Source organism: uncultured Tenacibaculum sp., assembly GCF_947494125.1.
Taxonomy (GTDB): domain Bacteria; phylum Bacteroidota; class Bacteroidia; order Flavobacteriales; family Flavobacteriaceae; genus Polaribacter.
Map to the genome: position 1 here is coordinate 57,079 of NZ_CANLTU010000012.1, position 26,156 is coordinate 83,234.

33 protein-coding genes are annotated in these 26,156 nt (G+C 29.0%); 18 read left to right on the plus strand and 15 right to left on the minus strand.

What is annotated here, in order from left to right:
- Positions 1-279: 279 nt before the first annotated feature.
- From Q0881_RS15220 to Q0881_RS15240, 5 genes are all read left to right on the plus strand, one after another.
- A complete protein-coding gene (locus Q0881_RS15220; RefSeq protein WP_299162060.1) occupies positions 280-1,170 on the plus strand; it encodes a carboxypeptidase-like regulatory domain-containing protein in 891 nt (296 codons plus the stop codon).
- Between the two features lie 21 nt (positions 1,171-1,191).
- Complete coding sequence (locus Q0881_RS15225) at positions 1,192-1,446, plus strand: hypothetical protein (RefSeq protein WP_299162063.1); 255 nt, start codon at positions 1,192-1,194, stop codon at positions 1,444-1,446.
- A gap of 13 nt (positions 1,447-1,459) precedes the next feature.
- The gene (locus tag Q0881_RS15230; RefSeq protein WP_299162066.1) at positions 1,460-1,894 is read left to right on the plus strand and encodes a hypothetical protein; all 435 of its coding nucleotides are present in this window, start codon (positions 1,460-1,462) and stop codon (positions 1,892-1,894) included.
- Positions 1,895-1,924: 30 nt separating this feature from the next.
- Entirely contained in the window at positions 1,925-2,383 is a 459-nt protein-coding gene (locus Q0881_RS15235) for an HAD family hydrolase (RefSeq protein ID WP_299162068.1), read from the plus strand.
- A gap of 130 nt (positions 2,384-2,513) precedes the next feature.
- Positions 2,514-2,699 (plus strand): hypothetical protein, encoded by a 186-nt coding sequence (locus Q0881_RS15240; RefSeq protein WP_299162071.1) that lies wholly within the window; start codon positions 2,514-2,516, stop codon positions 2,697-2,699.
- Between the two features lie 57 nt (positions 2,700-2,756).
- On the opposite strand, the gene Q0881_RS15245 is transcribed toward Q0881_RS15240, so the two are convergent.
- Positions 2,757-3,092: a helix-turn-helix domain-containing protein gene (locus Q0881_RS15245; RefSeq protein WP_299162074.1), complete on the minus strand. Its 336-nt coding sequence runs from the start codon at positions 3,090-3,092 to the stop codon at positions 2,757-2,759.
- A gap of 99 nt (positions 3,093-3,191) precedes the next feature.
- Between Q0881_RS15245 and Q0881_RS15250 the strand changes: the two genes are divergently transcribed.
- Positions 3,192-3,854 (plus strand): NAD(P)H-dependent oxidoreductase, encoded by a 663-nt coding sequence (locus Q0881_RS15250; protein ID WP_366139570.1) that lies wholly within the window; start codon positions 3,192-3,194, stop codon positions 3,852-3,854.
- Positions 3,855-3,950: 96 nt separating this feature from the next.
- The gene (locus Q0881_RS15255) at positions 3,951-4,637 is read left to right on the plus strand and encodes an SGNH/GDSL hydrolase family protein (protein WP_299162077.1); all 687 of its coding nucleotides are present in this window, start codon (positions 3,951-3,953) and stop codon (positions 4,635-4,637) included.
- Here Q0881_RS15255 and Q0881_RS15260 read toward each other — a convergent pair.
- The 5 genes from Q0881_RS15260 to Q0881_RS15280 form a co-directional block, all read right to left on the minus strand.
- The gene (locus tag Q0881_RS15260; protein WP_299162079.1) at positions 4,634-5,296 is read right to left on the minus strand and encodes an HAD family phosphatase; all 663 of its coding nucleotides are present in this window, start codon (positions 5,294-5,296) and stop codon (positions 4,634-4,636) included. The two genes, Q0881_RS15255 and Q0881_RS15260, sit on opposite strands and share 4 nt — an antisense overlap.
- A 55-nt stretch (positions 5,297-5,351) precedes the next feature.
- A complete protein-coding gene (locus tag Q0881_RS15265; RefSeq protein ID WP_299162082.1) occupies positions 5,352-5,978 on the minus strand; it encodes a hypothetical protein in 627 nt (208 codons plus the stop codon).
- 6 nt (positions 5,979-5,984) lie between these two features.
- Positions 5,985-6,404 carry a DUF2141 domain-containing protein gene (locus Q0881_RS15270; protein ID WP_299162085.1) on the minus strand — a complete coding sequence of 140 codons (420 nt, stop codon included), beginning with the start codon at positions 6,402-6,404 and terminating at the stop codon, positions 5,985-5,987.
- Positions 6,405-6,486: 82 nt separating this feature from the next.
- Complete coding sequence (locus Q0881_RS15275; protein ID WP_299162088.1) at positions 6,487-7,293, minus strand: alpha/beta fold hydrolase; 807 nt, start codon at positions 7,291-7,293, stop codon at positions 6,487-6,489.
- Positions 7,294-7,398: 105 nt separating this feature from the next.
- On the minus strand, positions 7,399-9,555 hold the full coding sequence (locus Q0881_RS15280; protein WP_299162091.1) for a TonB-dependent receptor: 2,157 nt from the start codon (positions 9,553-9,555) through the stop codon (positions 7,399-7,401).
- Positions 9,556-9,791: 236 nt separating this feature from the next.
- On the opposite strand from Q0881_RS15280, the gene pdxH reads away from it, so the two are divergent.
- From pdxH to Q0881_RS15295, 3 genes are read left to right on the plus strand one after another with little or no spacing between them, the layout of a single operon-like run.
- On the plus strand, positions 9,792-10,439 hold the full coding sequence (pdxH, locus tag Q0881_RS15285; protein ID WP_299162094.1) for a pyridoxamine 5'-phosphate oxidase: 648 nt from the start codon (positions 9,792-9,794) through the stop codon (positions 10,437-10,439).
- A 31-nt stretch (positions 10,440-10,470) separates the two neighbouring features.
- Positions 10,471-10,959 (plus strand): histidine phosphatase family protein, encoded by a 489-nt coding sequence (locus Q0881_RS15290; protein ID WP_299162097.1) that lies wholly within the window; start codon positions 10,471-10,473, stop codon positions 10,957-10,959.
- A gap of 8 nt (positions 10,960-10,967) precedes the next feature.
- Positions 10,968-11,864: an ethanolamine ammonia-lyase reactivating factor EutA gene (locus Q0881_RS15295; protein WP_299162148.1), complete on the plus strand. Its 897-nt coding sequence runs from the start codon at positions 10,968-10,970 to the stop codon at positions 11,862-11,864.
- Between the two features lie 199 nt (positions 11,865-12,063).
- On the opposite strand, the gene Q0881_RS15300 is transcribed toward Q0881_RS15295, so the two are convergent.
- The 4 genes from Q0881_RS15300 to Q0881_RS15315 form a co-directional block, all read right to left on the minus strand.
- Complete coding sequence (locus Q0881_RS15300) at positions 12,064-12,261, minus strand: hypothetical protein (protein ID WP_299162100.1); 198 nt, start codon at positions 12,259-12,261, stop codon at positions 12,064-12,066.
- 135 nt (positions 12,262-12,396) lie between these two features.
- Entirely contained in the window at positions 12,397-12,663 is a 267-nt protein-coding gene (locus Q0881_RS15305) for a hypothetical protein (RefSeq protein WP_299162103.1), read from the minus strand.
- 21 nt (positions 12,664-12,684) lie between these two features.
- Entirely contained in the window at positions 12,685-13,314 is a 630-nt protein-coding gene (locus Q0881_RS15310; RefSeq protein WP_299162106.1) for a chloramphenicol acetyltransferase, read from the minus strand.
- A gap of 1 nt (position 13,315) precedes the next feature.
- Complete coding sequence (locus Q0881_RS15315; RefSeq protein WP_299162108.1) at positions 13,316-14,005, minus strand: HAD family hydrolase; 690 nt, start codon at positions 14,003-14,005, stop codon at positions 13,316-13,318.
- Between the two features lie 151 nt (positions 14,006-14,156).
- Here Q0881_RS15315 and Q0881_RS15320 point away from each other — a divergent pair, with 151 nt between their 5' ends.
- The gene (locus Q0881_RS15320) at positions 14,157-15,215 is read left to right on the plus strand and encodes a glycoside hydrolase family 5 protein (RefSeq protein WP_299162110.1); all 1,059 of its coding nucleotides are present in this window, start codon (positions 14,157-14,159) and stop codon (positions 15,213-15,215) included.
- A 5-nt stretch (positions 15,216-15,220) separates the two neighbouring features.
- Here the strand turns inward: Q0881_RS15320 and kdsB are convergent, their stop codons facing one another.
- Positions 15,221-15,949 carry a 3-deoxy-manno-octulosonate cytidylyltransferase gene (kdsB, locus tag Q0881_RS15325; protein ID WP_299162112.1) on the minus strand — a complete coding sequence of 243 codons (729 nt, stop codon included), beginning with the start codon at positions 15,947-15,949 and terminating at the stop codon, positions 15,221-15,223.
- Between the two features lie 482 nt (positions 15,950-16,431).
- On the opposite strand from kdsB, the gene Q0881_RS15330 reads away from it, so the two are divergent.
- Positions 16,432-16,782, plus strand: coding sequence for a hypothetical protein (locus Q0881_RS15330; protein ID WP_299162115.1), 351 nt, complete (start codon positions 16,432-16,434; stop codon positions 16,780-16,782).
- A 55-nt stretch (positions 16,783-16,837) separates the two neighbouring features.
- Here Q0881_RS15330 and Q0881_RS15335 read toward each other — a convergent pair whose 3' ends face one another.
- The 3 genes from Q0881_RS15335 to idi are packed head-to-tail and all read right to left on the minus strand — an operon-like array spanning position 16,838 to position 18,749.
- The gene (locus Q0881_RS15335) at positions 16,838-17,809 is read right to left on the minus strand and encodes a type I phosphomannose isomerase catalytic subunit (protein ID WP_299162118.1); all 972 of its coding nucleotides are present in this window, start codon (positions 17,807-17,809) and stop codon (positions 16,838-16,840) included.
- A gap of 3 nt (positions 17,810-17,812) precedes the next feature.
- Positions 17,813-18,226 carry a 6-carboxytetrahydropterin synthase gene (locus Q0881_RS15340; RefSeq protein ID WP_299162121.1) on the minus strand — a complete coding sequence of 138 codons (414 nt, stop codon included), beginning with the start codon at positions 18,224-18,226 and terminating at the stop codon, positions 17,813-17,815.
- A 1-nt stretch (position 18,227) separates the two neighbouring features.
- Positions 18,228-18,749, minus strand: a complete 522-nt coding sequence (gene idi, locus Q0881_RS15345; protein ID WP_299162123.1) for an isopentenyl-diphosphate Delta-isomerase — start codon at positions 18,747-18,749, stop codon at positions 18,228-18,230.
- 107 nt (positions 18,750-18,856) lie between these two features.
- Between idi and Q0881_RS15350 the strand changes: the two genes are divergently transcribed.
- The 6 genes from Q0881_RS15350 (at position 18,857) to Q0881_RS15375 (ending at position 25,857) form a co-directional block, all read left to right on the plus strand.
- On the plus strand, positions 18,857-20,446 hold the full coding sequence (locus Q0881_RS15350) for a peptide chain release factor 3 (protein WP_299162126.1): 1,590 nt from the start codon (positions 18,857-18,859) through the stop codon (positions 20,444-20,446).
- A complete protein-coding gene (locus Q0881_RS15355; RefSeq protein WP_299162129.1) occupies positions 20,439-21,995 on the plus strand; it encodes a hypothetical protein in 1,557 nt (518 codons plus the stop codon). Before Q0881_RS15350 ends, Q0881_RS15355 begins: the two co-directional genes overlap by 8 nt.
- Positions 21,996-22,052: 57 nt before the next feature.
- Positions 22,053-22,982, plus strand: coding sequence for a peptidylprolyl isomerase (locus tag Q0881_RS15360; protein WP_299162132.1), 930 nt, complete (start codon positions 22,053-22,055; stop codon positions 22,980-22,982).
- 180 nt (positions 22,983-23,162) lie between these two features.
- Positions 23,163-23,825: an energy transducer TonB gene (locus Q0881_RS15365; RefSeq protein ID WP_299162135.1), complete on the plus strand. Its 663-nt coding sequence runs from the start codon at positions 23,163-23,165 to the stop codon at positions 23,823-23,825.
- Between the two features lie 77 nt (positions 23,826-23,902).
- A complete protein-coding gene (locus Q0881_RS15370; RefSeq protein WP_299162138.1) occupies positions 23,903-24,595 on the plus strand; it encodes an energy transducer TonB in 693 nt (230 codons plus the stop codon).
- A gap of 131 nt (positions 24,596-24,726) precedes the next feature.
- The gene (locus Q0881_RS15375) at positions 24,727-25,857 is read left to right on the plus strand and encodes an energy transducer TonB (RefSeq protein ID WP_299162141.1); all 1,131 of its coding nucleotides are present in this window, start codon (positions 24,727-24,729) and stop codon (positions 25,855-25,857) included.
- Between the two features lie 65 nt (positions 25,858-25,922).
- On the opposite strand, the gene Q0881_RS15380 is transcribed toward Q0881_RS15375, so the two are convergent.
- Positions 25,923-26,156, minus strand: a 234-nt coding sequence (locus tag Q0881_RS15380; protein WP_299162144.1) for a hypothetical protein, incomplete at its 5' end; no start/stop codon positions are given.

Here is a 26,156-nt window from a genome sequence, read left to right on the forward strand (position 1 = left end):
GCTAACCCAATTTACGGTAATTGCAACCCAATTTGCGGTACAAGCGACCAAAACTATAAAACTCTCAATCCAATTCTACATTTTAATAATAGACACTATACAGTTCCTAACTACAAATAATTATTCTTTAAAATAATAGATAATTAAGTAATCACACCTAGATAAAAACTAAATTTGAAATTTATATATCTCAATTAATTAACTTTAACAGAGTTTAACCTCTTCTATTAATACCTTTATTTAATTTCTTTTTATATTTCGTTTCAAAAAATTAGCAATATGAGAAATCAAGCATGTTTCATGCTTTTATTTATTACAACTATAAGTTTTAGTCAATTAAAATCAGTTATAATAGATAGCGAAACCAAAGAAAGCATTCCCTTTGTAAATATTTGGATAAACAACGAAAACATAGGAACATCATCAAATGAAAAAGGGGAATTTCAACTAAAAATTAAGACTCCAAAAATCATTGTTCTTTCAGCTATAGGCTATAAAACCAAAAAGATAAGTTCTGATTCTATTAAAAGAAATATTGAATTAACACCTCAGCTAACACAATTAGATGAAGTTATTATTACCTCTAAAAAGAAAAACAAAAAGCTAACAATAGGAAAATTTAGAAGGTCAAAAATTAACTTTTATTTCTCATGTGGTAAAGTCCCTTGGATTAGTGCCCGATACTTTCCATATAAAGAAAAGTATGATAACACACCATTTCTAAGTAAAATTCGAATCCTAACAAATAGTCAAGTAAAAGATGCTAAATTCAATATTAGGCTCTACGATGTAAACGAAAAAGGAGAACCAGAAGGTTATATTTACAACGAGAACATCTTAACCTTTGCAAAAAGAGGTAAAAAAGTCACAGAAATTAATGTTTCAGATCTAAATATTAAATTTCCAAAGAAAGGCTTTTTTATAGCTATAGAATGGTTAATTATAGATAACAACAAGCATACATATAAATACAGTTATAAAAATTCAAAGAAAAAAGACATTGCTACTTCATACGAACCCAACATAGGAACCCTACCTTCAGACACAGATAAAAACAGTTGGATTTTTTCTCAAGGTAAATGGAAAAAAACATGGAGAAATAAAGGAGCAATTAAAAAGTATAAAGACAAATACAACCTAATAGCTATAGAACTAAGCTTGACTAATTAAATAACTAAAAAAGAAACTATTGTGAAAGACCTTAATATTGAAATAAACCCAACTATAGAAATCATCTTAAAACATGAAATTAAGTATGGAAATAGTATTTCAGAAATTAGTAAAGGTTGGCAAAAAAAGAATTCTATTTTAATAATTCTAGAAAAACCTTTCAGTAAAAAATATACTATAGAAGGTTTGGAATATAGACATATAAATGATCCACATTATTGGAAAGAAGAATATTCTGATAAAATGTCAATGCAAACCATAGCTTGTAAGTTTTAATCTACTAATACATATGAAAATTAACCTATTAGAAATATTTTTAAAATTAATCTGGCTTGCAGGTACTATATTTACAATCTTTATTTTGGGTTCGATTACTTTTATTTTGCTAACATTTGGAAACATAGGTGAGGAAAAGTATAATTTTTGGAATTTAACATTACCACACATACTAACCATTGGAATACTACTTGCATATACTAAAGAAATTTTAAAAGGTTATAAACCAAAATCAGCAAGACATAATCTAATATCATTAATAATATTTTCAGTTTTAATAATAACTATTGTTTGGGCTTTAAGTAAAGAATTCAAACTCATATTTAAAGGTGATATCATGGACTACTGGGCTATCTTTTTTTCATATACAATTATTTTTACAACCTATATTGGAATAATTGTAAATAGAATACAAATACTTAAAAGAAAACATTTTACAAAAGAGTAAACTACACCTTTATAGAAAACTATTAATTAAATGAATATAAGCTTCGATCTTGATAGTACATTAATTCCAAACGGAAAGGAATTTGAAACTGAAAACATTAGTAAAGTTGCAAAACTATTTGGAATTGAAGAAATAAGAAAAGGAACATCTAAGTTAATTTTTAATTTACAAAAACAAGGACACAAAGTACATATCTATACAACATCATTCCGCTCAAAAAGAAAAATAAGACGTACTTTAAAATATTATGGAATAAAAGTTAGTCGAATTATAAACGAAAAAGAAAATCGAAGAGTTTTAAACTCTCTAAATAGTTATGCTTCTAAATTTCCTCCAGCATTTAATTTTCACATACATATTGATGATTTAAAAGGTGTTGGAATTGAAGGAGAAAAATATGGTTTTAAAACAATCATAATTAAACCTTCAGATAAAGATTGGATAATAAAAATAAATAATAAGCTCAAAGAATTGGAAAACATCATCTAAATATTAATTAAACTAAGAATCTCATCTATAAAACTCTTAGAAACAAGGTTTTCCCTTACTATAAGTAAGGTTTTTTCCAGAGCTAAAGAAATCAAAAACACTAGTTTTGAGAAACTTAAAAAATTATATTATGTTAAAAAACATTTCAAACTTAGGAACAGAGTTAAACAAAAAAGAACAAAAACAAGTTCATGGAGGAGGTGGAAAATGGGGAACCTGTAACTCTACTTGGGATTGTAAAAAAAGATGGGAAAACCATCCAATATTTAAGAATGAAGGTTTTAACTGTTGGCTTGGACAGTGTCAAATTTTATAAAAAACACAAACGGACTTCGGTTCGTTTTTTTATTTCTCTATATATCTTTAAAACAAATTACTCTTTATAATCATTTACCACAAAAACACCCCAATTCGCAATAGCATCAACTACCGGGATCAATGTTTTTCCTAAACTAGTTAAAGAATATTCAACTTTTAAAGGAGGTTTAGAAACATACACCTTTCGTTTAATAATACCATCTTCCTCCAACTTCTTCAATTGCAAACTCAAAGTTCTTTCGGTAACAGTAGGCATCTTTTTTCTAAGCTCATTATATCGTAAAGTCTTCTCCTTTAAATAAAATAAGATTACCGTTTTCCACTTCCCTCCTATTAATCCCATAGTTAAACTAGTACAACATGGGTATTCTGTTCCTTTAAATGTATGCATATATAAAAATTTTATACTATCCTTTTTAACCGTTATTGCAAAGATAAACAACTATACTTAATTTTGCTACTATAATAAATATAGTATAAAATAACGAATATGAATATTTCTAAAGAAAACATTATCAAGGCATTTAACAACAGACATGCCACTAAAGAATTCGATAGTACAAAATCAATAACAGAAGAAGATTTCAATTTTATTTTAAAAACAGCACAACTATCACCAAGTTCATTTGGTTTTGAACCTTGGCATTTTGTGGTAGTACAAAACAAAGAGCTAAGAGAATTATTAAAACCAGTAGCTTGGGGAGCACCTTTAAAGTTAGATACCGCAAGTCATTATGTATTAGGATTAACAATGAAAGCTCCAATGACAAAATGGAACAGCGAATACATTACCCATATGATGAAAGAGGTAAAACAATTTCCAGAAGAAGTTATAGAAACCTACACAAAGTTTTATAGAGAATTTCAGGAAAGAGATTTTAATTTAGATACAGACAGACATTTATTCGATTGGGCATCCAAACAAACTTACATTCCATTAGCTAATATGATGACCTCAGCTGCATTAATAGGTATTGACAGTTGCCCAATAGAAGGCTTTCATCAAGAAAAGGCAGAAGCTTTATTAAAAGAAAAATTTGATATAGATACAACTAAGTTTGGACTATCATACATGGTTGCCTTTGGCTATAGAAAGGAAGAACCTAGAGAAAAAACAAGAAGAACACTAGAAAATATAGTAACTTGGAAATAATACTTTTTTTTAATAAAACGCTAACAGAAAAGAGGTTAATATAGTAATCTCTTTCTGTTATCTTTGTTTTACATCCTAATTTATAAAAAGCTAATCTTGAAAAAACTGTTCTTTCTTTTAATAATCATCCTACATACATCAGTAAAATCTCAGAATGTTTTATTTGTAGGAAATAGTTTAACCTACGCTAATAATATGCCACAAATAGTTGAATACATAGGCAAACAAAATGATGTAGTTATAAAAACAGAAAGCATATGTTTACCAAACTACGCAATTATAGATCATATAAATGATGGAAATCTACAAAAACTACTAAACAAAAAACAATTCAATTATATCCTTATCCAACAAGGACCTTCATCGCAAGAAGAAGGCAGGCGCATGTTAGTAGAAGATGGTGTAAAAATGAAAGCTTTGGCAAATAAACACCAAATACAATTAGGATATTTTATGGTATGGCCATCCCTAAAATATTACTTCACATTCGATAAAGTAATAGAAAACCATGAAACAGCAGCAAAAAAAAACAATGCCTTATTATTTCCAGTAGGTAAAGTATGGAAAGCATACAATGCAAATAAAGAATTAGAAAACTTATATAGTTTTGATAATTTTCACCCATCAAAAACAGGAAGCTTCTTAGCAGCATTAACAATTTTCCATAAATTACATCCAGAGAAAAACCTTAAAGAACTAAACTTTAAAGACTATTCACAATGGATTAGCAACCAAGCTTCATTTCAAAAAATGATTCAATTAATTTCAGAAAAAAGTAATTAAACAAGCGCTTTACTTAAATTATATTTTAGCTCAGAAAAATCAGTAATAATATGTTGTGCTAAACTATAATCTTGCCCTTTAGAATGAGTACTCTTATAAGCAACACAATAAATACCACCATCATAGGCAGCTTTAATACCATTAGTAGAATCTTCAATTACTATACATTCTTCCTTTTTAAAACCAGCAATTTCAGCAGCTTTAATAAAAATTTCAGGATGCGGTTTCGAAGCCTTTAAATCAGCTCCACTAATTTTACCTTTAAAATAAGGGTTCAATTCAAATTTATCAAAAACATTATTAATGGTAACCATAGAAGCAGAAGAAGCTAAAACAAGTGTTACACCATTAGCGTAAAAATCTTTAATTAAATCAAAGACTCCGTCTAATAAGTGCAAATCGTTAGTATCAGAAAAAAAGAGCTCTTTAAAAAAGGCTCTTTTATAGGCTACTAATGCAGTAGCTTCTAACGATAAGTTGAATTTAGCAACTAAATCTTTACATATTTCAATAGTAGATTGTCCAGTGTAAGAATTGTATAACTCTTGAGAAACATCAATTCCTACTTTTTTAAACATTAAAAAATATGCTTGCTTGTGTAAGGGTTCAGTGTCAACAATTACACCATCCATATCAAATAATACTGCTTTTAAAGCCATTAATTTTAGTTTGTGTTGTGGGCAGTAAAAATAAGTATTTGACTATGAACTCCTATTATTTTTTTTCACATTGTTTAAGAACACCTTCAGCTCTCTTCATCATAAACTTTGGATAAAATTTCTGGCTAGTTTTTTCCTTCTTACCTAATTCAATAGCTCTTTTTACATCTTTACAAAAAGGCACTAGCGATTGCCCAAAAAAACGAGCAGCTCCCATATCAGATTCAGCCTTGCTTAATACAACTCTAGGATTGTTTGGTGCTAATTTAAAAGCTTTAGCATACAAACCAGCATTCAACATAGATTTACTCATTCCATATTTTTTCCCATCAAAAGCCATATATCCAACATTTAAAAATGCTTGGGTAATTAAAATTTCAGGATTATCAGGAGAAACTGCTTTGGCCATATCTAAAAATTCCTGAGCTTTCGTTAGCTTAGCTATTAACTTCGCTTCATCTTTAATTTGAAAACTTCCTAGTATTTCAATGGTCGCAGCATAATATGGAGGCAACCAATTATTTTTTTCAGCTTTAGCAATTCTCTCAAACAATTGAGAGGCTTCCGTTGTTTTTTTATGTTCCCAAAGCTCAAAAGCCTTAGTCATCCCCTTTTCATACTGACTTTGTGCAAACATATTAGTAGCGAATACAAATATGATGATTGTAATTACTTTTTTCATTTTTAATTATTTAACGTTAATTGATAGTGTTACATTTTTAGTTACTTCAAACTTAGCATCCTTATACTTAGGAGGCCCCATAAAACCTTTAGCATCATTAGACATTCCTATAGGCTCCTTTGGAATTCCAAAAAAGTTAGTGTCCATTTTTTTATTATCATTTACATCATGAAATGAAGAAACTGCATAGGTTCCTGCTGGAATATCCTTAAACAATACAGTAGCCTTCTTATCATTTATCTTTACTATTTCTCCTTTATACCTTTCTTTCAAAAAAGAATCTTTAGTATTGTATAATGCTACAAACAAACTTCCTTTATCAGACTTCATACCCGTAAAATCAATTGTTACCGTATGGTTTTCTTGTGCTAGTGAACTTATTATTCCTCCTAAAAAAAGCACTGTTATTAAAATTATTCTTTGCATCGTTTTGGTTTTTAATTGTTATTCAAATATCTCAATTTCTTATATCATCAGATAATAAATTATTCTGAATTGTTATTTTATACTACTGAATTGTTAAAAGCTTATCTATTTCTTTAATTACTTTTTTTGTTTCTAATTTTAAAGCATCTAAATGCCCTTTTTCAGATACAAAAAATGATTTAGGCTCTTTTGCATTCTTGAATACTATTTCCGATTGATTCATTGGTATAGAGGTATCAATTTTTCCATGAATTATCAATTTTGGCATATTTTCAATCTCCTTTATTTCTTCTTTTGACGGATATACATTTCCCAAAGCCTTCTCAATAAATGTATGAGCCTCTTTAGGAGCATATAATTTAGCAACATCGGCAAATGAAGCAAAACCTCCATCTAAAACTAAGGCAGCTACCTCATCCTGCTTGTCATTCGCTAAGTAAGTAGCAATTTGACAACCTAATGAAGCACCCATAACAATTAACTTGGTGTCTTTAATTTCTTGATGCGCTTTCATCTTTGAATATACAACAGTAACATCTTCCTTTATATTTATATGAGTAGATTTCCCTGTAGATTTACCATAACCTCTAAAATCTACAGCATATACCTGATAGCCATTTTCTAATAAAGGTCTAATCATATACATATAGGTAGAAATATTACCACCAGCACCATGAAAAAATAGTACGGTAGCTTTAGGAGCTATAGTAGCTTTAAAAAACGCTGTATGAATAGTATCATTATCTACAGGTATAAATTCTTCGGAATACGATACTTTAACTTCTCTCCATTCTTTTTTAGGAAAGTAAAACTTATCTTCAAACTGAGCGTTTGCAAATTGACTAATCAATATAAATAATAATACCGTTGTAATTTTTAATCTTTTCATTTTTTTAAGACTTTTAGTAGTTGATACTTCAAATTTGGGTATTATAAAGGAAATTTTAAAAAGACTATTCCTGAATTGTTCTTTTATACTACCTAACTGTATTTCCTACAAATTATCTAATTGATTGTCTTTTTTATTATCACTTATCGTCCAGAAAAAACCAACGAAGAAAAATCTATCAGCACTTGGAATAATTGCTTGTCTATCAAAAACACCAGTAGCATTTGCTGTATTCTTATAATTGTATCCAAATACATTTTGAGTTCCTAAAACATTGTTTACAGAAAAATATAAAATCTTTTGTTGACTAATTAAGTAGGCACAGTTTACACTTACAGAATTATAATTTTTAGTTTTATTATTTAAAAAACCTGGCTCATTTGGATTTGTATAGTTTCTACCAGATGCAAAATTATAACTAAACCCTAGTTGAGTTTTCCAATCTGCAACCCAATGCTTAGCAACAACAGAAACATTATGTTTTGATGCAAAGTTTGGTGTAGCCTTAGCTGTATAGTTTTTATAATCTCTTTCAGTATCTAAAAACGAATACGACACCCAATAATCAGTATTTTTAATATTCTTATTATCTCTCCAAAACACATCAATTCCTTTAGCATAACCTTCACCTAAATTAGAATAATTAGAAGTAGGTAAAGAAAAATTAGTGTCATACTTTACTAAATCTGAATACTTTTTATAATAACCTTCAATTCTAAAAATTTGTTTACTTTTTACATATTGATAGTTAGCTATAAAATGTGAAGTGTTTTCTGCTTTAAAATTGGTATTAAACTTTAAATAGTCATTCTTTGGATTTTGATAGAAGCGACCATAAGCTAAAGAAAATTGCGAGTTCTTCCCAGACTTATAAGCTAAAGACATTCTTGGTGAAATTGTAAAATCTTTTAATAACTCAGAATACTCACCACGAACACCAACTTTAGAAGCTAACTTTTTTGAAAAGAAAATATCAGCCTCAGCATAGGTAGCTACAATATTATTATCAAATCCGTAATTAAAGTTTCCACTAGTAGCACCTCTATAATCTTCATTAAAATCAGTTATAAAATATTCACCTCCAAAGTTTAATTTAAATCGATTAGAAAAACGTTTTTGTAAAGCAACTTTTACATGTGCAGAATTTTCTTCGTCAATTACTTTATCATCTAAAATATTAATATCAGAATGATCATTGGTAAAACTTAAACCAGTTTTAACTTTCCATCCATCACCAAAACTATTTTTATAAGAAGCATTAAAATATAAGTTTCTATTTTTTAAACCAAAACGAAAACCATCAACATAATTAATATCTTCTTGAACCATATCAAAGTCAGTATAACTAAAGGCTCCGTATAACTTTAATAACGATTCATTTTCAAACTTAAATCTATACACAGCTTCCCCACTTATTGCCTGTACCGGCTTATTCCATTTATTTCTATCAGGAAACAAATTTTGGTAAGGAGCTAAATTAATATACGAGGCATTCACACTTAAAGAATTTTTGCCAAAAACTTGTGTGTTCCCTACGCCTAAACCAACAGTCATAAAAGACAAATCTGTTTTCTCTTCAGTAGCTTCATCATTTGTATTTAACAATAATACACTAGACAATGCTTGGCCATATTCAGCAGAATAACCACCTGTAGAAAATGTAATCCCTTTAAATAAAAATGGAGAAAATCGTCCACGGGTTGGAATATTTCTTGCTGAAGGTGAATACGGTGCAAATACACGTATACCGTCTACAAAAATTTGTGTTTCATCAGCATCACCACCACGAACAAATAAACGTCCATCTTCAGCATTAGAAGAAGTTCCAGGTAATGTTTGTAAAGCGCCAACAAAATCTCCTAAAGCACTTGCAGTTGTAACAATATCTAATGGCTTTAATGCTGTTACCTTAGCATTATCACCAGCTTCAAAAGTTCCTGCGTTGATATTAACAGCATCTAAAGTATTAACATCTTCTCTTAATTTAATTTTTAAATCTTTTAATTCAGTAACAATTGCCGTTTTATAAAATGTTTCAAAAGAAATAAAAGAAACCACTAAAGTATGTGTTCCTTTTTCCTCCGTTTTAAATACAAATTTTCCTGTTTCATCTGTAGAGGTTCCATCATACGTACCGTCTAAATAAACATTAGCCCCTTCAATTGGAGCACCTTTCTCATCTACTACGGTTCCCGAAATAGAAGTTTGCGCAATTATATAACACTGGATAAATAAACTAAAAATTAATAATACCTGTTTCATTGTTTTGTTATTTGATAGCACAAAACTGCTCTCTTTTTAAATTTTAACGTAAAAAACAATACCCAACTGTATAAAAATATTGACGAACTGTTTTATTGCTACAAATCTAATTCGTGTTCCTTATTTTAAACTTGACTTTTCTTGCTTTCCATTTCACAAATCTTGCTAAATTTTACTATTGAAAAAGTGCGAAACATTTTATAAAGTTGTATTTTTACATAGTATAAAAAATCACAATGTCACACGATTTAAGCGACCATAGAAAGTCATACGAAAAAAAAGAATTGTTAAAAAAACATTGCCCTGAAAACCCAATTGAATTATTTAGAGATTGGTTTTTAGTTGCCGATGAAGCTGAAATGGTAGATGAAGCTAATGCAATGACCATTTCTTCTTTAGGTTTAGATGGATTTCCTAAAAACAGAGTTGTTTTGTTAAAAAAATATACTTGGGAAGGTTTTATTTTTTATACAAATTATAATTCCGAAAAAGGTAAAGCAATTTTAAAAAACAACCAGGTATGCTTGTCTTTCTTTTGGGCTGGATTAGAACAACAAATTATTATAAAGGGAAATGCTGAAAAACTTCCTGAGAACTTATCAGATGGTTATTTTGAATCAAGACCAGACGGTAGCAAATTAGGAGCTTGGGCTTCTAATCAAAGTGAAATTGTTTCTTCTCGTGAAGAACTGGATAACAAACTAAAGGAAACTGAAGAACAATTTAAAGGTAAAGAAATTATCCGCCCTTCATATTGGGGAGGTTTTATAGTAAAACCTGTTTCAATAGAGTTTTGGCAAGGACGTCCAAATAGAATGCATGATCGTATAAGATATACCTTGCAAAAAGATTTTTCTTGGAAACTTGAACGTTTAGCTCCTTAGTTTTATATTTACAAAGCTTTTATAAATTATAATGAAAACACTTTATATCGTTCGTCATGCCAAGTCATCTTGGAAATATGACAGTGTAGAAGATATTGATAGACCTCTTAAAGAGCGTGGAATTAAGGATGCGCATCTTTTATCCAAATACCTAGCTAAAGAAATTGAAAAGCCAGATGTTTTTGTCTCAAGCAGTGCCAATAGGGCTCTTCACACGGCAGTAATCTTTTGTGAAAACTTTAGTTACCCTCTTTCAAACTTGAAAATTAAACGACAACTATATAGTTTTAGTGATGGGTATTTAGTTAAAACCGTTAAAGCTCTTGATGACAGCTTTAATAGTGCAATAATTTTTAGCCACGACCATGGTATTAACAGTTTTGTTAATAAATTTGGAGATAAACCAATAGCACATGTATCAACCTGTGGAGTAATTGGTATTAGATTTAAAGAAAAACATTGGAAAAATATAAAGAAAGGAGTTACTGCTTTAGTTGAATTTCCAAAAAATCATAGATAAATTTATATATTTTGAAAATAAAAAAATACGGCGCTATTGATATAGGATCTAATGCAGTAAGACTCTTAGTTGCCAATGTTATTGAAGAAAAAAATAAAGAACCTCTTTTTAAAAAGTCCTCTTTAGTTCGAGTTCCTATTCGTTTAGGTGCTGATGCTTTTGTTACAGGTTCCATTTCTGAAGAAAATACCAATCGAATGATTGATGCCATGGAAGCTTTTAAATTAATCATGAAGGTACATGGAGTAGAAAGATATAAAGCTTGTGCTACCTCAGCTATGAGAGAAGCTGAAAACGGAGATGAAATAGCTAGAATTATATTAGACAAAACAGATGTAGAAATTGATATTATTGATGGTAAAAAAGAAGCTGCTATTATATTTTCTACAGACTTACATCAATTAATAGAATCTGACGCAACTTATCTTTATGTTGATGTTGGAGGTGGTAGTACTGAGTTTACTTTATTTTCTAAAGGAAAAATTATCAATTCTAAATCTTTTAAAATTGGTACGGTACGATTAATAAATAATAAGAAATCTGAGAATAAAGTTATTTTTAAGAAAGTACAACAATGGATTGAAGAAAACACTCAAAACTATAAGCGTATCGCATTAATTGGTTCTGGTGGAAATATTAATAAACTATTCAAAATGTCAGGTAGAGATGTTGGAAAACCAATTTCATACATATATCTAAATGCTCAGTATCAATTTTTAAAGAAGATGAGTTATAAAGAACGAATCTCTGAATTAAGTTTAAATCCTGATAGAGCTGATGTTATTGTACCAGCCACTAAAATATATCTTTCAGCAATGAAATGGAGTGGCGCTAGAAAAATTTACGTTCCTAAGATTGGATTGTCTGATGGAATTATAAAAAGCTTATACCTAAATAAACTATAAGCCTTCATATATATAATACTGTGTGACTTTTTAACTAAACATGTGTCCTATTAAGAGTAGTCAAATAGATTAAGAAAAGTTTAATGAAAATGTATTTTTGATATTAGTATCATTAATCAGAAATAACTCTAACACTACTTTACTTCTAACAAAGTAAATCAAAAAGAAAAACCGAGCAAAAGCTCGGTTTTTTAATATTTTATTTTTTAACTAAAGCTAAACAAACATATAAATCTGGTTTATTTGCTGTGAACTGTTTTAACCAAATAGTTAATTCGTCTATTTCATAAGGTAACAGTCTATTTAATGCTTTTTCAAGTTCTCTACAAAATAAGTCTGTATTAAAACTTACCTTTTTTAACACTGTCTTAGTGTATTCGTACATTGCTCTTGCCATAATAAGGGGATAAAAATAGTTGTTTATAACAGAACGTAATTTACAAATTTTTATTCCTTCTTGTATGTTAAAGTTTACAAAAAAAGCGAGATTTAACTAAATCTCGCTTTTAAAATACCTTAACTTACTATTAAATTATAAGTTATTTACTTGCTCTAATAAAGCATTTGCTTTAGCTTCTAAATCAGCATTTACAGCTTTAAAATGAGCTTTTTTATTCTCTACATTTTTAGCATTTACTTTAGCAATCAATCCATCAAAAGTTTCAATTACTTCATCAACAATTGCATTAGCCTTTTCTCTATCTGCTTCTGGATTTAATTGTGCGTATACTTGACATATACTAATAATATCACCTAACGTGTAGTTAATATCCTTTTTTAAGTTTTTTATGCTTGCCATAATTATTATTTTGATGCGAAATTAGTTGATTTTATCTAATTCAGCTTGAAATTTTTCAAAAAACTGTCCAACATCATATCCATCGATTAAAGCATGATTTACATTCACTGCAATCGGCATCAACATTTTACCATTTTCTTTTTTTATTTTCCCAAAAGCTAATTGAGGTACACTTGCATCTTTATCTCCTGAAAATGGTTCTTTATGGCTCGAAAAACTTATCCAAGGAAGTGCTGAACAATGTATGCAACCTGGAGAATATTTTGATGGAAATAAATCTTTAGAATTTAATATTCGATCTTTTTCATTCGAAAAATTCAAATTAAATTCTTCAAAACTTTCAGAAAACTCTATATATGAAAAACCAAATGTGTTATCTGATCTTGCTATTGTTGCTGATGCATTTATTACTTCATAAATAGCAACTTTATTATCTTCTTCTATTCTATACTTAAAACTTTCAACTGCATTTATTGCTTTCATACATGCATGTAAGTACTTTACAAAAAAAGATTCTTCTTTTTCTTTAGCTAACTGATAAGCTGTGGAAACTTCTACATCTGCCACAATTCCAAAAGTTGGATCTGCTAAAGTTCTAAAATGCTCAAAATGCTGTTTTCGTTTCCAGTTTTCGATATCTAAATATTTCATACTATAAAAAGGTTAATACATCTGAAATTTTTGATACTGTTTTATAGATATCCGATTTTTGTTCTTCTGAAACTTCTTCATGCGCCCAAGTTGTATGAAATGGAATATGAATTGCTGAAGCTCCAATTTCTATTAAAGGTAAAATATCTGACTTTAAAGAATTCCCTATCATTAAAAACTCTGATGGATTAATATCTAATCTCTTTGTTAATTTTTGATAATCAACTTTTTTCTTTTCACTCATTACTTCAGTATGGTGAAAATATTTTAATATTCCTGATTTCTCTAATTTTCTCTCCTGATCTAACAAATCTCCTTTAGTAGCTACAATTAATTTATAGTTCCCATGTAATTGTTGCAATACTTCTTCTACTCCATCTAATAATTCTATAGGTTTCTCTAACATATTTTTACCTATATCGAGAATTTGAGTAATTTTTTGTTGACTTATTTTATGATTTGATAATTCTAAAGCGCATTCAACCATAGATAACATGAAGCCTTTTACCCCATATCCATAAATTTTTAAATTATCAATTTCTTTCTTGAATAACTCTTGATGAATCTTATTCTCTGTTTCATAATCCGATAAGATTTTTGCAAACTCATTTTCTGCCTCTCTAAAATAAGTTTCATTTACCCAAAGAGTATCATCTGCATCAAATGCTATTACTTTTATGTTTTCATTCATTTTACAATTATTTAAAGTTGCAATTATCAAAATATCACTATTTAAACATAGTATTTATATATTAGTGTAAAAATATATAAAATATGATAGAACACCTTTAACTCTTATCTATCATTAATTAAAAACTTACATAAATCATCCTCTTAAAACTATGAAGATTTTAACCAAAAAGTATTTCCCTATTAAACTTATAGTATTGTTAATTATAAGTTTCAATAGTAATGCACAAAATTACTGTTCATCTACACCTGTGAAAACTCATGGAAACTTAAGTGTCTCTGGAAATAAAATAGTTGACAAAAACAACAAAGAAGTCAGTTTTGCTGGAAACAGTTTCTTCTGGTCCAATACAGGCTGGGGAAGTGAAAAATATTATAAGGCTACCTCTGTTAGTTGGTTAAAAAACAACTGGAATACAACTATTGTTAGAGCTGCTATGGGCGTAGAAGATTCTGGTGGTTATATTAACAATCCTATTGAAAATAAAAATAGAGTAAAAAATATTGTTGATGCTGCTATAAATGAAGGTTTATATGTAATTATAGATTGGCATTCTCATCATGCTGAAAATTACCAACAACAAGCAATCGATTTTTTTAAGGAAATGGCTCAATTATATGGAGATAAACCTAATATTATATATGAAATCTACAATGAACCTCTAAAAGTTTCTTGGAATACAACCATTAAACCTTATGCAGAAGCTGTAATTTCTGAAATAAGAGCTATAGACCCTGATAATTTAATTGTTGTTGGAACACCAACTTGGTCGCAAGATGTTGATATTGCCTCTAACAACCCTATTACTTCTGCCACAAACATTGTTTACACTTTACATTTTTATGCAGCTACACATAAAGAAAAGATTCAACAAAAAGCTCAAACAGCCCTTAATAATGGTATTCCAATTATGGTTACAGAATGGGGTACAGTTGCTGCAAACGGCAGTGGAAATGTAGATTATTCTTCTACTGATAAATGGATGAGTTTTTTAGCCGATAATAATATTACTCATCTAAATTGGGCTATGAACGATAAAAATGAAGGTGCTTCTTCTTTAAAACCCAATACTTCTCCGAATGGTAACTGGAACAATTCAAATTTAACTGCTTCTGGTATTAAAGTAAAAAAAAATATTAAAAATTGGAAAAGGTACTGTGATAATAATTCTGAAATTAATACAAAAGCTAAAGGAAAAATTAATAAGTAAAAAGTCTAACAATAGTGCTTTTTTGCTTCTTCTAAATCTTCAGGTGTATCTATACCTATACTTTCTACAGAAGTCTCAATCATTTTTATCTTTTTACCTACTTCTAAATATCGTATACACTCAATTTTTTCTGCTGCTTCAATTGGTGTCATTGGGGTATGATAAAAATCAATTAACGCTTTTTTTCTAAAAGCATATACTCCTTTGTGTTTATAATATGTTACATTTTGTTCTTTATCTCTATGATAAGGTATTACACTTCTTGAAAAATAAATAGCAAAATTATTTACATCTGTAATTACCTTTACATTATTTGGGTTTTGAATAGATTTCAAATCTTTCATTGCAACTTTTAAAGAAGCTAAATCTATTTCTTTATTAACATCTTCTTTAAATGCTTGTATTAATTTTGATAATGAAATTGTATCAATAAATGGTTCGTCTCCTTGAACATTTACAACAATATCTACATCTAAATTTTCTACAGCCTCAGCTATTCTGTCAGATCCACATTCATGTTCTTTTAAACTCATTATTACTTTTCCTCCTGCTTGTTCTATTGTCTTATAAATAAGCTCTGAGTCAGTTACCACATATACTTCATCAAACAATTTTGCTTCAACTGCAGCTTCATATGTTCTTACAATTACTGGCTTCCCTCCTAAATCTTTCATTAATTTACCAGGAAAACGTGACGCACTATAACGCGCGGGTATCATTGCAATAATCTTCATAAATTCTATTCTATTTATATACATCAAAGATACGGTTTTATGCTTTTTAAAAGAAAGTTAAAAAACTACTCCTTAGAAAACTTTAACATTAATATTTTCACATTTTCTTTGTTTTCTAGAAACTTTTATTACTTTTGGTATTCTTATGAAATTATTTATATATACATATACCATTATTTTAAACACAGTCGGCATGATTATGTGTAATACTCGTATGCGTAAACAATATGTATTTATAAAAAAAAGCACCCACAAGAACAGATATAATCAACGATTTTAAAAATCGATAATTAATATAAACTACAAAAGGTGCTTTTTTACAAAAAGCGCCTTTTTTTATTTACTAATATTTTAAATTTTTATCATTATGAACACATTAAAAAACACAAAACGAATTAGCATGTATTTAACAACAATGAATTACTCTGTAAAGAATCATCTTTTTAAAGAGTCAAAGTTTCCACCAATAAATCCATAATACCATGAATACTTACAAAGCATCACAAAAAAACTCTTCACAATTTATTGTTAGCAAAAAACAAGTTAGCAAAAACAAAACTTTAAAGACTTCAATTTTGTATAACAAAATTGAATCTAACCTAAACTCCTCTCTTAGTTTTTATAAAAACTCTTCTAGTTTAAGTTTTAAAAGCATTGAATTCGACATTCTAAAAAAAGCTTATTTAAATGATAAACTTATCATTAAGAATAACATTAAAAAATTGAGCGATACTGAAATTATTTTAAACATAACAGTATCTAAAAAAGAAGAAAAACATCAAAATATTATATGTAAAGCTGTCTTTGGTTACAGTTTTCAAAAAGCTTCTTAACTTGTTAGGATGATTTAGTTTGTTTACAGGCTCTTAGTTCTACTTTGAGTCTGTTTTATTTTATATAAACTTCTAGAAGTTTAGCATTATTTGTTATGATATTCATTTTCTTTAAACAAGCCGGCATTAAAACGGTTTCTCCCATTTTTATTTTTTCTTGTTTATTTCCATACTCTAATAAAGCATCTCCTTCTACACACATATAAATTACAAAACTATCTTTATCGTAATGATCTACAGAAAGATCTTTTGTTAAGTGTAAAAAATTAGTTGTAAAATACTTGCAATCTACAATATTAGATGGTGTATTTTTTTTCTTAAGGTATTCTGCTTTATAATTTGATTTTGCTGAATAATCGATTGCATCTAAAGCTAAATCTAAATGCAAATCTCTTTTATTTCCTTCAGCATCTTTTCTATTCCAATCTGATATTCTATAAGTTATATCTGAAGTCTCTTGAATTTCTGCTAATAAAACACCTTTACCTATAGCGTGAATTCTTCCTGCAGGTACTAAGAAAGTATCTCCTTTTTTAACATAATCAACATTTAACAACTCCAACTCATTACCTTCTTGAATTGTTTTGATAAAAGAATCTCTATTTGTCTCTTCAGAAAAGCCTATAATAATTTTAGCCTTTTTATCTGAATTAACTATATACCACATTTCAGTTTTTCCTAAAGAATTATGTCTCTTTTGAGCCAAAATATCATTTGGATGTACTTGTAGACTTAGTTTTTTCTTTGCGTCGATAAACTTAATCAATAAAGGAAATTTATCTTCAAAAATTTGATATACTTTTTCCCCTAAAATATCTTGCTTATATTCTTTTATAAGCTGATTTAAATTCTTTCCTTTTAAATCACCATTACTAACAATAGAAGTATCTCCTTCTACATCAGAAATTTCCCAACTTTCTCCAACATTAGTCTTATCTGTTTCTTTGTTGAGTATCGTTTGTAGTTTATCACCTCCCCAAATTTTTTCTTTCAAAATTGGGTTAAATCTTAATAATTGGTTTATCATATATTATTCTCCTCTATAAGTTACGTAATTTCTTGGTGTTTCATATAAGGTAATTTCTAAGTCTAAATTATCAGGAATACTTACACGTAACTTATTATATATTACAATTGAGATATTTTCTACTGTTGGATTCTGTTTTTTAAACTCCTCCACTTCAATATTTAAATTTTTATGATCTAAAACATCTTCAACCTCTCTTTTAATCAATTCTCTTAATACTCCTAAATCATAAACATATCCAGTTTCTTCATCTACTTCTCCTGTTAAAGAAACAATTAATTCATAATTATGCCCATGATAATTAGGATTGCTACATTTTCCAAAAATTTCATAATTCTTTTCATCAGACCATTTAGCATTAAACAACCTATGTGCTGCATTAAAATGAGCTTTTCTATGTACAGTTACCTTTGGCATTTTATATAAAATTTGATATTTTTTGGTAAGATTCTTTAAATATTATCTTAAACCACTCTGTATAAATTTCAGGTTGCTTCTCTATATCACTTTTAACATCTTCTAACTTCATCCACTTATAAGCTTCTACCTCTTCTTTATTTATAACTGGAGCGTTATCAAACTTCCCCACCATTACATGATCTAGTTCATGTTCAGTTAAGCCATTATCAAACGGTGCTTTGTATATAAACCAAAATACTTCTTCTAATTCACATACAAATCCCATTTCTTCTTGTAACCTACGTTTACCAGCTTCTAAAGAAGTTTCTCCATCTCTTTGATGAGAACAACAAGTATTTGTCCATAATAATGGAGAATGATATTTTTCTGCAGCTCTTTGTTGCAACATTAACTCTCCTTTATTATTAAAAATAAAAACAGAAAAAGCTCTATGTAGCAACGCTTTTTCATGCGCTTCAATTTTCTCCATTAACCCAATTGGGTTATCTTGTTTATCAACTAAAATTACTTGTTCTTTCATTCTAAAAATATACGAAAAGCAAACTTACAAAATAGATGTCAGTTCAACAATTAAACCTTTGAACAGTTCCACTTTAAAACGTATCTTTGCAGCCTTAAATTTTATAGATGAGTTTTTTACAAGAAATACAAAAAAGGCGAACATTTGGAATTATATCTCACCCAGATGCTGGTAAAACCACACTAACTGAAAAGTTATTACTTTTTGGAGGTGCAATTCAAGAAGCAGGTGCCGTAAAAAACAATAAGATAAAAAAAGGAGCTACTTCCGATTTTATGGAAATTGAACGTCAGCGTGGAATTTCTGTTGCTACTTCTGTACTAGCTTTTATTTATAAAGATAAAAAGATAAATATCCTTGATACTCCTGGGCATAAAGATTTTGCTGAAGATACTTTTAGAACTTTAACAGCTGTAGATAGTGTTATTGTTGTAATTGACGTAGCCAAAGGAGTTGAGCCACAAACAGAAAAATTGGTGGAGGTTTGCCGTATGCGTAAAATACCAATGCTAGTTTTTATAAATAAATTAGATCGTGAAGGTAAAGATGCTTTCGATTTATTAGATGAAGTTGAGCAAAAACTAGGTTTAAGAGTTACTCCCATGAGTTTCCCTATTGGAATGGGATACGATTTTAAAGGAATATATAATATTTGGGAAAAGAAATTAAATCTTTTTTCAGGAGATAACAAAACAACTATTTCTGAGGGAGTTCAATTTGATGACCTTTCAAATCCAGAATTAGATAAGATTATTGGCGAAACAGCTGCTGAAACTTTACGTGAGGAATCAGAATTAGTGTATGAAGTATATCCAGAATTTGATCAACAAGAATATTTAAATGGTGATTTACAGCCTGTATTCTTTGGTTCTGCTTTAAATAATTTTGGAGTTAAAGAATTGTTGGATGCTTTTATTGAAATAGCTCCTCAACCACAACCTAAAAAAGCTGAAGAACGATTAGTTGATTCTAAAGAAGAAAAATTAACCGGATTTGTATTTAAGATTCATGCGAATATGGATCCTAAACACCGTGATAGATTAGCCTTTATTAAAATTGTTTCTGGAACTTTTAAAAGGAATGCTCCTTATTTACATGTTCGTAATAATAAAAAGGTAAAATTTTCAAGTCCAAATGCATTTTTCGCAGAGAAAAAACAAATTGTAGATGAATCATTCCCTGGAGATATTGTTGGTATACATGATACGGGGAACTTTAAAATTGGTGATACTTTAACTGAAGGAGAACAATTAAATTTTAAAGGAATTCCTAGTTTTTCACCTGAGCACTTCCGTTATGTAAATAACGCTGATCCTATGAAGTCTAAACAACTATACAAAGGTTTAGATCAATTAATGGATGAAGGTGTAGCTCAATTATTTACAATGGATATGAATGGTCGTAGAATTGTTGGTACTGTAGGTGCACTACAATATGAAGTAATTCAATACCGTTTAGAACACGAATATGGAGCTAAGTGTACTTATGAAAATATTTCTGTACATAAAGCGTGTTGGGTACAACCTGAAGATCCTAAAAATGATGAATTTAAAGAGTTTAAACGCGTTAAACAACGTTATTTAGCAAAAGATAAACAAGGTAAATTGGTGTTTTTAGCAGATTCTGCTTTTACTATTCAAATGACCCAAAGTAAATATCCAACTGTAAAATTACATTTCACAAGTGAATTTGAGTAAAAATTATATTTTAATATTATTCTTAACTTTCTTTTCTTTCTTAATCCAAGGTCAAGAAAAACTATCTACTTTAAAAGGTACAGAATTACACAATAAAGTTCGTTTGAATTTTATTCCTGTTGAAATGCCTTCTGATAAATTTCCAAGTTTAAAATCTACTATGGGATTAGCTGGATTACATTATCAAGTTCCTATTAATAATTGGCTGTATGGTGGAGTTGCTTTTCATTTTGCAACTACGGGTGATCAAGGTGGTTTATTTACATTAGGAGCTGAATTAGGTATCAACAAACAGTTATATAAAAATATATACCTTGATGCTAATTTCCATTTCGGTGGCGGTGGTGGATATCGTTATTTAGTTAATGATGGTGGTTTTATAAACCCGAATATTGGTTTACAATACAAGAAAAATGATTATTCATTTGGAATTCAATACAGTCATGTAAACTTTTATTCTGGAGAAATCAAAAGTAATTCTATTTCTTTTTTTGTTGAAATACCTAGTATACTTCGCTTTACAGATTATAACAAAGCACATCAAAAATTTGCAGCAAATAATATCTCTCCAGATGATTTTTGGAATAAACCAACTATAAAAAACGCTCAACAAATTCGTTTTGATTTCTTTAAACCTATTGGAAACTCTAAGAAAGATAATGGAACACCTTTAACAGAAACTTTATATGTTGTTGGATTTGAATATCAAAAATACTTAAACGACAACACTTTTTTATTCGCTCATACCGATGCAATTTACAAAGGTTTACGTGCAGGATTTATGGATTTATTTTTTGGTGCAGGTTATCACCCTTACCAATCAAAATACCTTAATATTTTTGGTAAACTAGGAATTGGTGCTGCTGGTGGTCGTGTAGCTCCTGAAGGAGGTTTAATGATTTATCCTTCTGCTGGAATTGACTTGAAATTATCTGATCACTTAGCTTTAAGCGGCCATGGAGGTTATTATCGTGCTATTGATGGCGACTTAGAAGCTTATACTGTTGGTTTTGGATTAAAATACTATGGAATGAATGGAGGTACAAAAACTTCTTCTGACAGCAATAACAAAAGCTATTATACCCAAGGTATAAGAATAGAAATACAAAACCAATCCTATTTTGATGTTGCTAAAACTGATGATACTTTTGGCGCAAAGAACATTGATTTACAACTAATTGGATTAAAAGTAAATTACGATTTCAATAAATGGTTATACATTGCTGGAGAAGCAAGTTTTGCGTATGATGGACGATCTGGTGGTTATGCCCATGGATTAGTTGGTGGGGGTATTTATTCTCCTAGATTTTTAAATAATAAAATTCGTGGTTTTGCAGAATTTATGGCAGGTGCTGGAGGTGGTGCTGGTGTAGATACAGATGAAGGAATTATTATTCGTCCTACATTAGGGATTACTTATGATATAACTAATAGAGTATCTTTTTTAATTTCTGGAGGTCGATATTATTCACCTTTCGGAAATGTGAATTCAAATAATATTAACATAGGTTTAAATTTAAACCTTTCAACTTTATCAGTAAAAAACTAATTTTGCTTTTTCTTCGGAAAAAATATTTTTCAATATAAATAAGACAATTAAATAAAAATGGATAACGGAATTTACGCAAAGTTCACAACACCTAAAGGTGCTATTTTAGTGAATTTAGAATATGAAAAAACACCTGGAACTGTTGGTAACTTTGTTGCTTTAGCAGAAGGTAATTTAGAGAATGATGCAAAACCACAAGGTACTCCTTATTATAATGGGTTAAAATTTCACCGTGTTATCGCTGATTTTATGGTTCAAGGTGGTTGCCCTCAAGGTACTGGAACTGGTAACCCTGGTTATAAATTTGATGACGAAATTCATGCAGATTTAAAACACGATGCTCCTGGTAAATTATCTATGGCAAATGCTGGACCTGGAACAAATGGTTCTCAGTTTTTCATCACTCATACTGCTACTCCTTGGTTAGATGGTAAGCATACTGTTTTTGGAAGTGTAATTGAAGGTCAAGATGTTGTTGATGCTATTGAGCAAGGTGACAATATGGATGTTGAAATTATTCGTGTAGGTGAAACTGCAGAAAAATTTAATGCTGTTGAAGCTTTTAGAACATTTGAAGGATCTCGTGAAAAACGTGAAGCAGAGGAATTAGCGAAACAAAAAGAATTATTAGATTCTGTTGCTTCTGGCTATGATGAAACTCCATCTGGGTTACGTTATAAAATATTACAAAATGGTGAAGGAAAACAAGCTACAAAAGGAGCTATGGTTTCTGTACACTATAAAGGGCAGTTATTAGACGGAACTGTATTTGACTCTTCTTACAAACGTAAACAACCTATTGATTTTGCTATTGGTGTTGGACAAGTAATTGCAGGTTGGGATGAAGGAATTCAATTATTAAAAGTAGGTGATAAAGCTCGTTTAGTAATCCCTTCAAACTTAGCTTATGGTGAAGCTGGCGCTGGTGGAGTTATTCCTCCAAATGCAACTTTAATTTTTGATGTAGAATTAATGAATGTAAAATAATTCTAAACAAAACATAATTATAAAAACTCTCTATTTAAAATAGAGAGTTTTTTATTTACTATAAATTAACTTTCTTAACTTTTAATAAAACATTAATTAAAACACATATTATATTCTCTTAAACAAAAGAATAAAAAGCTTTTACACCTTTACACTACAACATAATTAATATAATTTAAAATGAAAAAAGTTATCCTTATCCTTTTATTTTTTCTCATAAATATAATAAGTGTATATAGTCAAGCATCAGTATGTGAAACACCAAAACAAAATAATATTGACCTTAATAATATCTCTATCAATAAATGCGAAATAGAAAAAAAAGAAAATAATTCAAATAAAATAGTTAGAACAAGAATAATAAGGAAGAGGTCTATAAAAAAAAGATTTACAAAAGAAGAATCAAATCAATTAAAAATAAAAGGAAATAAGGTCAACTTAGGAATAAATAACAATGACACTTCTTTAAAATTACCTAATTCATCAAAAGAAATACTCTTCAACTTAGTTGAAGAAATTCCTATGTTTTATTTATGTAAAAAATCTACAAAAATAAATAACATAAAATGCTTTAATAAAATGATTAATAATCATTTTATTAAAAACTTTTCTACTTATAAATTTATTGATGAGACTATTAATGATAAAATTTTTATTCAATTTAGTATTGATATTCATGGCAATGTTATAAATCCAAAAATCAAAGGTAAAAACAACAACAAACTCCTAAACAGAGAGTTACAAAAAATAATAAACAAATTACCTAATTTTACCCCAGGAAAAGAACAAGGGTTGCCCGTAATTGTTACGTACTCATTTCCACTTAACTTAACATTAAATTAATATACCAACTATACATTATATCATATAGTTATATTACTTTCACACTCCTAAAAAATAACCCTTTAACAAAACTAACTATGAAATTTCCCCTTTCAATAGTTATAGCTTTATTAATTTCTACAATTGCTATAGCTCAAGAAAAATGTGAAACGCCTAATGAAGCTATTGCAGATCAAAATAGTATTACTAAATGTTCTATTGATGATGTAAAGAAATCTTTAGAAAATTCTGACAACAAACAATTATCTACTCGTAAAAGACATAGAAAGGTAAGACAAAACAACGTTTCTATTGATCCTTCTAACAAAGTTGAAAATGTTAAAAACAACGCTTTATTAGTACAGAAATTAAATATCAAAAATGACATAGTTTCTTCTTTAAAAAAGATTCCTTTTCATCTAGTAGAGCAAATTCCTTTATTTAAAAAATGTAAAAACACACCACTTATAGAGCAATCTAAATGTTTTGAGCAACAAATGGTGAAACACATCGTTAGTAACTTTAATTACCCTAAAGAAGCTTTAATAAATAAAATTGAAGGTAAAGTTCTTGTTCAATTTACGATTGACAAAGAAGGTAATGTTATTGATATAAAAAAGAGAGGACCTAAAGGAGGAGAGCTGTTAGAGTCTGAAGCTTCGAGGCTAATTGCTGCGCTTCCGAAATTTATTTCCGGTATGCATAATGGCAATAATGTTAATGTTAAATATGCGTTACCAATTATTTTTAAATTGCCAAAAAAAGTTAAAAAAACAAACCAAACTATATAAACGACTGATTTCTAATATTTAAACTATTTAAAAAAAAGTTTAAATAAATTTGCTAGTTTTCTATTTTTTCATACATTTACAACCTAATAATACGTTAACCTACTTGTTAACCCCTTAAACAGAGTACTATTATGAAGAAATTCCCTTTACTAGTGGCAGCTATGCTAGTGTCTATAATGGCTGTTTCTCAAGAAGAAAAATGTGATACTCCTGATGATTCTATTGCTGATCCTAATAGTATAACTAAATGTGCTATAGAGGATACAAAAGATGGAGGAAAAAAGCAATTATCAATTAATGTCTCAACTAGAAGACGTGTAGTTCGTAAGAATAAAGAAGCTGTTTCTGCTGTTGGGTCTATTAACTCATCTCAAAAGGTTGCGGATATTAAAAAGAATTCTTTATTAATTGGAAAACTAGAATTAGAAGATAATTCTGCTACTATAGAAAGAATTCCTTTTAATTTAGTAGAAGAGATTCCTTTATTTTCTAAATGTAATAATGTACCATTAATGAAGCAAGCTAAATGTTTTGAAACACAAATGGCTAAACACATTATGAAAAACTTTAAATACCCTCTAGATGCATTGAGAGATGGTGTTCAAGGAAGAGTTTTAGTTCAGTTTACAATAAATGAACAAGGTAGTGTTGAAGCTATTCAAATGAGAGGACCTAAAGGAGGTGCTTCTTTAGAAAATGAAGCTAGTAGAATTATTAGTACACTTCCAAAATTTATTCCTGGTAAGCATAATGGAAAAGCTGTAAAAGTAAAATATGGAGTACCTATTACTTTTAGAGGTACTAAACCTGAAACAAATAATACAGTTGCTAAAAAGGTAACTAAAAAACCTGTAACTAAAGCTGTTAAAAGAGCAAATATTACTAAAGAAACGTTAATCACTGATTTTGTAAAGTTTGCTAAAGTACAGAGTATTCCTCAATTTAAAGCTTGTTTAAAAGTTTCTGACATGCAGAAAATTAACTGTTTCAACGAAAGAATGGTTAGTCATATACAGAGAAACTTTAACTACCCTGATGCTGCTGCTTCACAAAATATAGAAGGTAAAGTATGGGTACGTTTTATTATAGGAAAAGATGGTAAAGTTAGTAATATTAGAATGAAAGGACCTAAAAATGGTTACTTATTAGAGCAAGAAGCTAAAAGAATGGTTAGTAAATTACCTAAATTTGTTCCTGGTAAACAAGATGGTAAAGTTGCTAATGTAGAATACTATATCCCTGTAAATTTCACTTTACAATAAAGTATTAATAAATAAATTTAAAAAAGCCTAAGTATATATTACTTAGGCTTTTTTATACAAAATAATTAAATAAAATTAAACTTTCTACCTAACTCTTCTCTTCTCTTCTCTTCTCTTCTCTTCTCTTCTCTTCTCTTCTCTTCTCTTCTCTTCTCTTCTCTTCTCTTCTCTTCTCTTCTCTTCTCTTCTCTTCTCTTCTCTTCTCTTCTCTTCTCTTCTCTTCTCTTCTCTTCTCTTCTCTTCTCTTCTCTTCTCTTCTCTTCTCTTCTCTTCTCTTCTCTTCTCTTCTCTTCTCTTCT

Bases quoted from the DNA above. Each gene is read 5' to 3' on its own strand.
- Q0881_RS15220 (WP_299162060.1), top strand. From the start codon at position 280: ATGAGAAATCAAGCATGTTTCATGCTTTTATTTATTACAACTATAAGT.
- Q0881_RS15230 (WP_299162066.1), top strand. From the start codon at position 1,460: ATGAAAATTAACCTATTAGAAATATTTTTAAAATTAATCTGGCTTGCA.
- Q0881_RS15235 (WP_299162068.1), top strand. From the start codon at position 1,925: ATGAATATAAGCTTCGATCTTGATAGTACATTAATTCCAAACGGAAAG.
- Q0881_RS15240 (WP_299162071.1), top strand. From the start codon at position 2,514: ATGTTAAAAAACATTTCAAACTTAGGAACAGAGTTAAACAAAAAAGAA.
- Q0881_RS15245 (WP_299162074.1), bottom strand. From the start codon at position 3,092: ATGCATACATTTAAAGGAACAGAATACCCATGTTGTACTAGTTTAACT.
- Q0881_RS15250 (WP_366139570.1), top strand. From the start codon at position 3,192: ATGAATATTTCTAAAGAAAACATTATCAAGGCATTTAACAACAGACAT.
- Q0881_RS15260 (WP_299162079.1), bottom strand. From the start codon at position 5,296: ATGGCTTTAAAAGCAGTATTATTTGATATGGATGGTGTAATTGTTGAC.
- Q0881_RS15265 (WP_299162082.1), bottom strand. From the start codon at position 5,978: ATGAAAAAAGTAATTACAATCATCATATTTGTATTCGCTACTAATATG.
- Q0881_RS15270 (WP_299162085.1), bottom strand. From the start codon at position 6,404: ATGCAAAGAATAATTTTAATAACAGTGCTTTTTTTAGGAGGAATAATA.
- Q0881_RS15275 (WP_299162088.1), bottom strand. From the start codon at position 7,293: ATGAAAAGATTAAAAATTACAACGGTATTATTATTTATATTGATTAGT.
- Q0881_RS15280 (WP_299162091.1), bottom strand. From the start codon at position 9,555: ATGAAACAGGTATTATTAATTTTTAGTTTATTTATCCAGTGTTATATA.
- pdxH (WP_299162094.1), top strand. From the start codon at position 9,792: ATGTCACACGATTTAAGCGACCATAGAAAGTCATACGAAAAAAAAGAA.
- Q0881_RS15290 (WP_299162097.1), top strand. From the start codon at position 10,471: ATGAAAACACTTTATATCGTTCGTCATGCCAAGTCATCTTGGAAATAT.
- Q0881_RS15300 (WP_299162100.1), bottom strand. From the start codon at position 12,261: ATGGCAAGAGCAATGTACGAATACACTAAGACAGTGTTAAAAAAGGTA.
- Q0881_RS15305 (WP_299162103.1), bottom strand. From the start codon at position 12,663: ATGGCAAGCATAAAAAACTTAAAAAAGGATATTAACTACACGTTAGGT.
- Q0881_RS15310 (WP_299162106.1), bottom strand. From the start codon at position 13,314: ATGAAATATTTAGATATCGAAAACTGGAAACGAAAACAGCATTTTGAG.
- Q0881_RS15315 (WP_299162108.1), bottom strand. From the start codon at position 14,005: ATGAATGAAAACATAAAAGTAATAGCATTTGATGCAGATGATACTCTT.
- Q0881_RS15320 (WP_299162110.1), top strand. From the start codon at position 14,157: ATGAAGATTTTAACCAAAAAGTATTTCCCTATTAAACTTATAGTATTG.
- kdsB (WP_299162112.1), bottom strand. From the start codon at position 15,949: ATGAAGATTATTGCAATGATACCCGCGCGTTATAGTGCGTCACGTTTT.
- Q0881_RS15330 (WP_299162115.1), top strand. From the start codon at position 16,432: ATGAATACTTACAAAGCATCACAAAAAAACTCTTCACAATTTATTGTT.
- Q0881_RS15335 (WP_299162118.1), bottom strand. From the start codon at position 17,809: ATGATAAACCAATTATTAAGATTTAACCCAATTTTGAAAGAAAAAATT.
- Q0881_RS15340 (WP_299162121.1), bottom strand. From the start codon at position 18,226: ATGCCAAAGGTAACTGTACATAGAAAAGCTCATTTTAATGCAGCACAT.
- idi (WP_299162123.1), bottom strand. From the start codon at position 18,749: ATGAAAGAACAAGTAATTTTAGTTGATAAACAAGATAACCCAATTGGG.
- Q0881_RS15350 (WP_299162126.1), top strand. From the start codon at position 18,857: ATGAGTTTTTTACAAGAAATACAAAAAAGGCGAACATTTGGAATTATA.
- Q0881_RS15360 (WP_299162132.1), top strand. From the start codon at position 22,053: ATGGATAACGGAATTTACGCAAAGTTCACAACACCTAAAGGTGCTATT.
- Q0881_RS15365 (WP_299162135.1), top strand. From the start codon at position 23,163: ATGAAAAAAGTTATCCTTATCCTTTTATTTTTTCTCATAAATATAATA.
- Q0881_RS15370 (WP_299162138.1), top strand. From the start codon at position 23,903: ATGAAATTTCCCCTTTCAATAGTTATAGCTTTATTAATTTCTACAATT.
- Q0881_RS15375 (WP_299162141.1), top strand. From the start codon at position 24,727: ATGAAGAAATTCCCTTTACTAGTGGCAGCTATGCTAGTGTCTATAATG.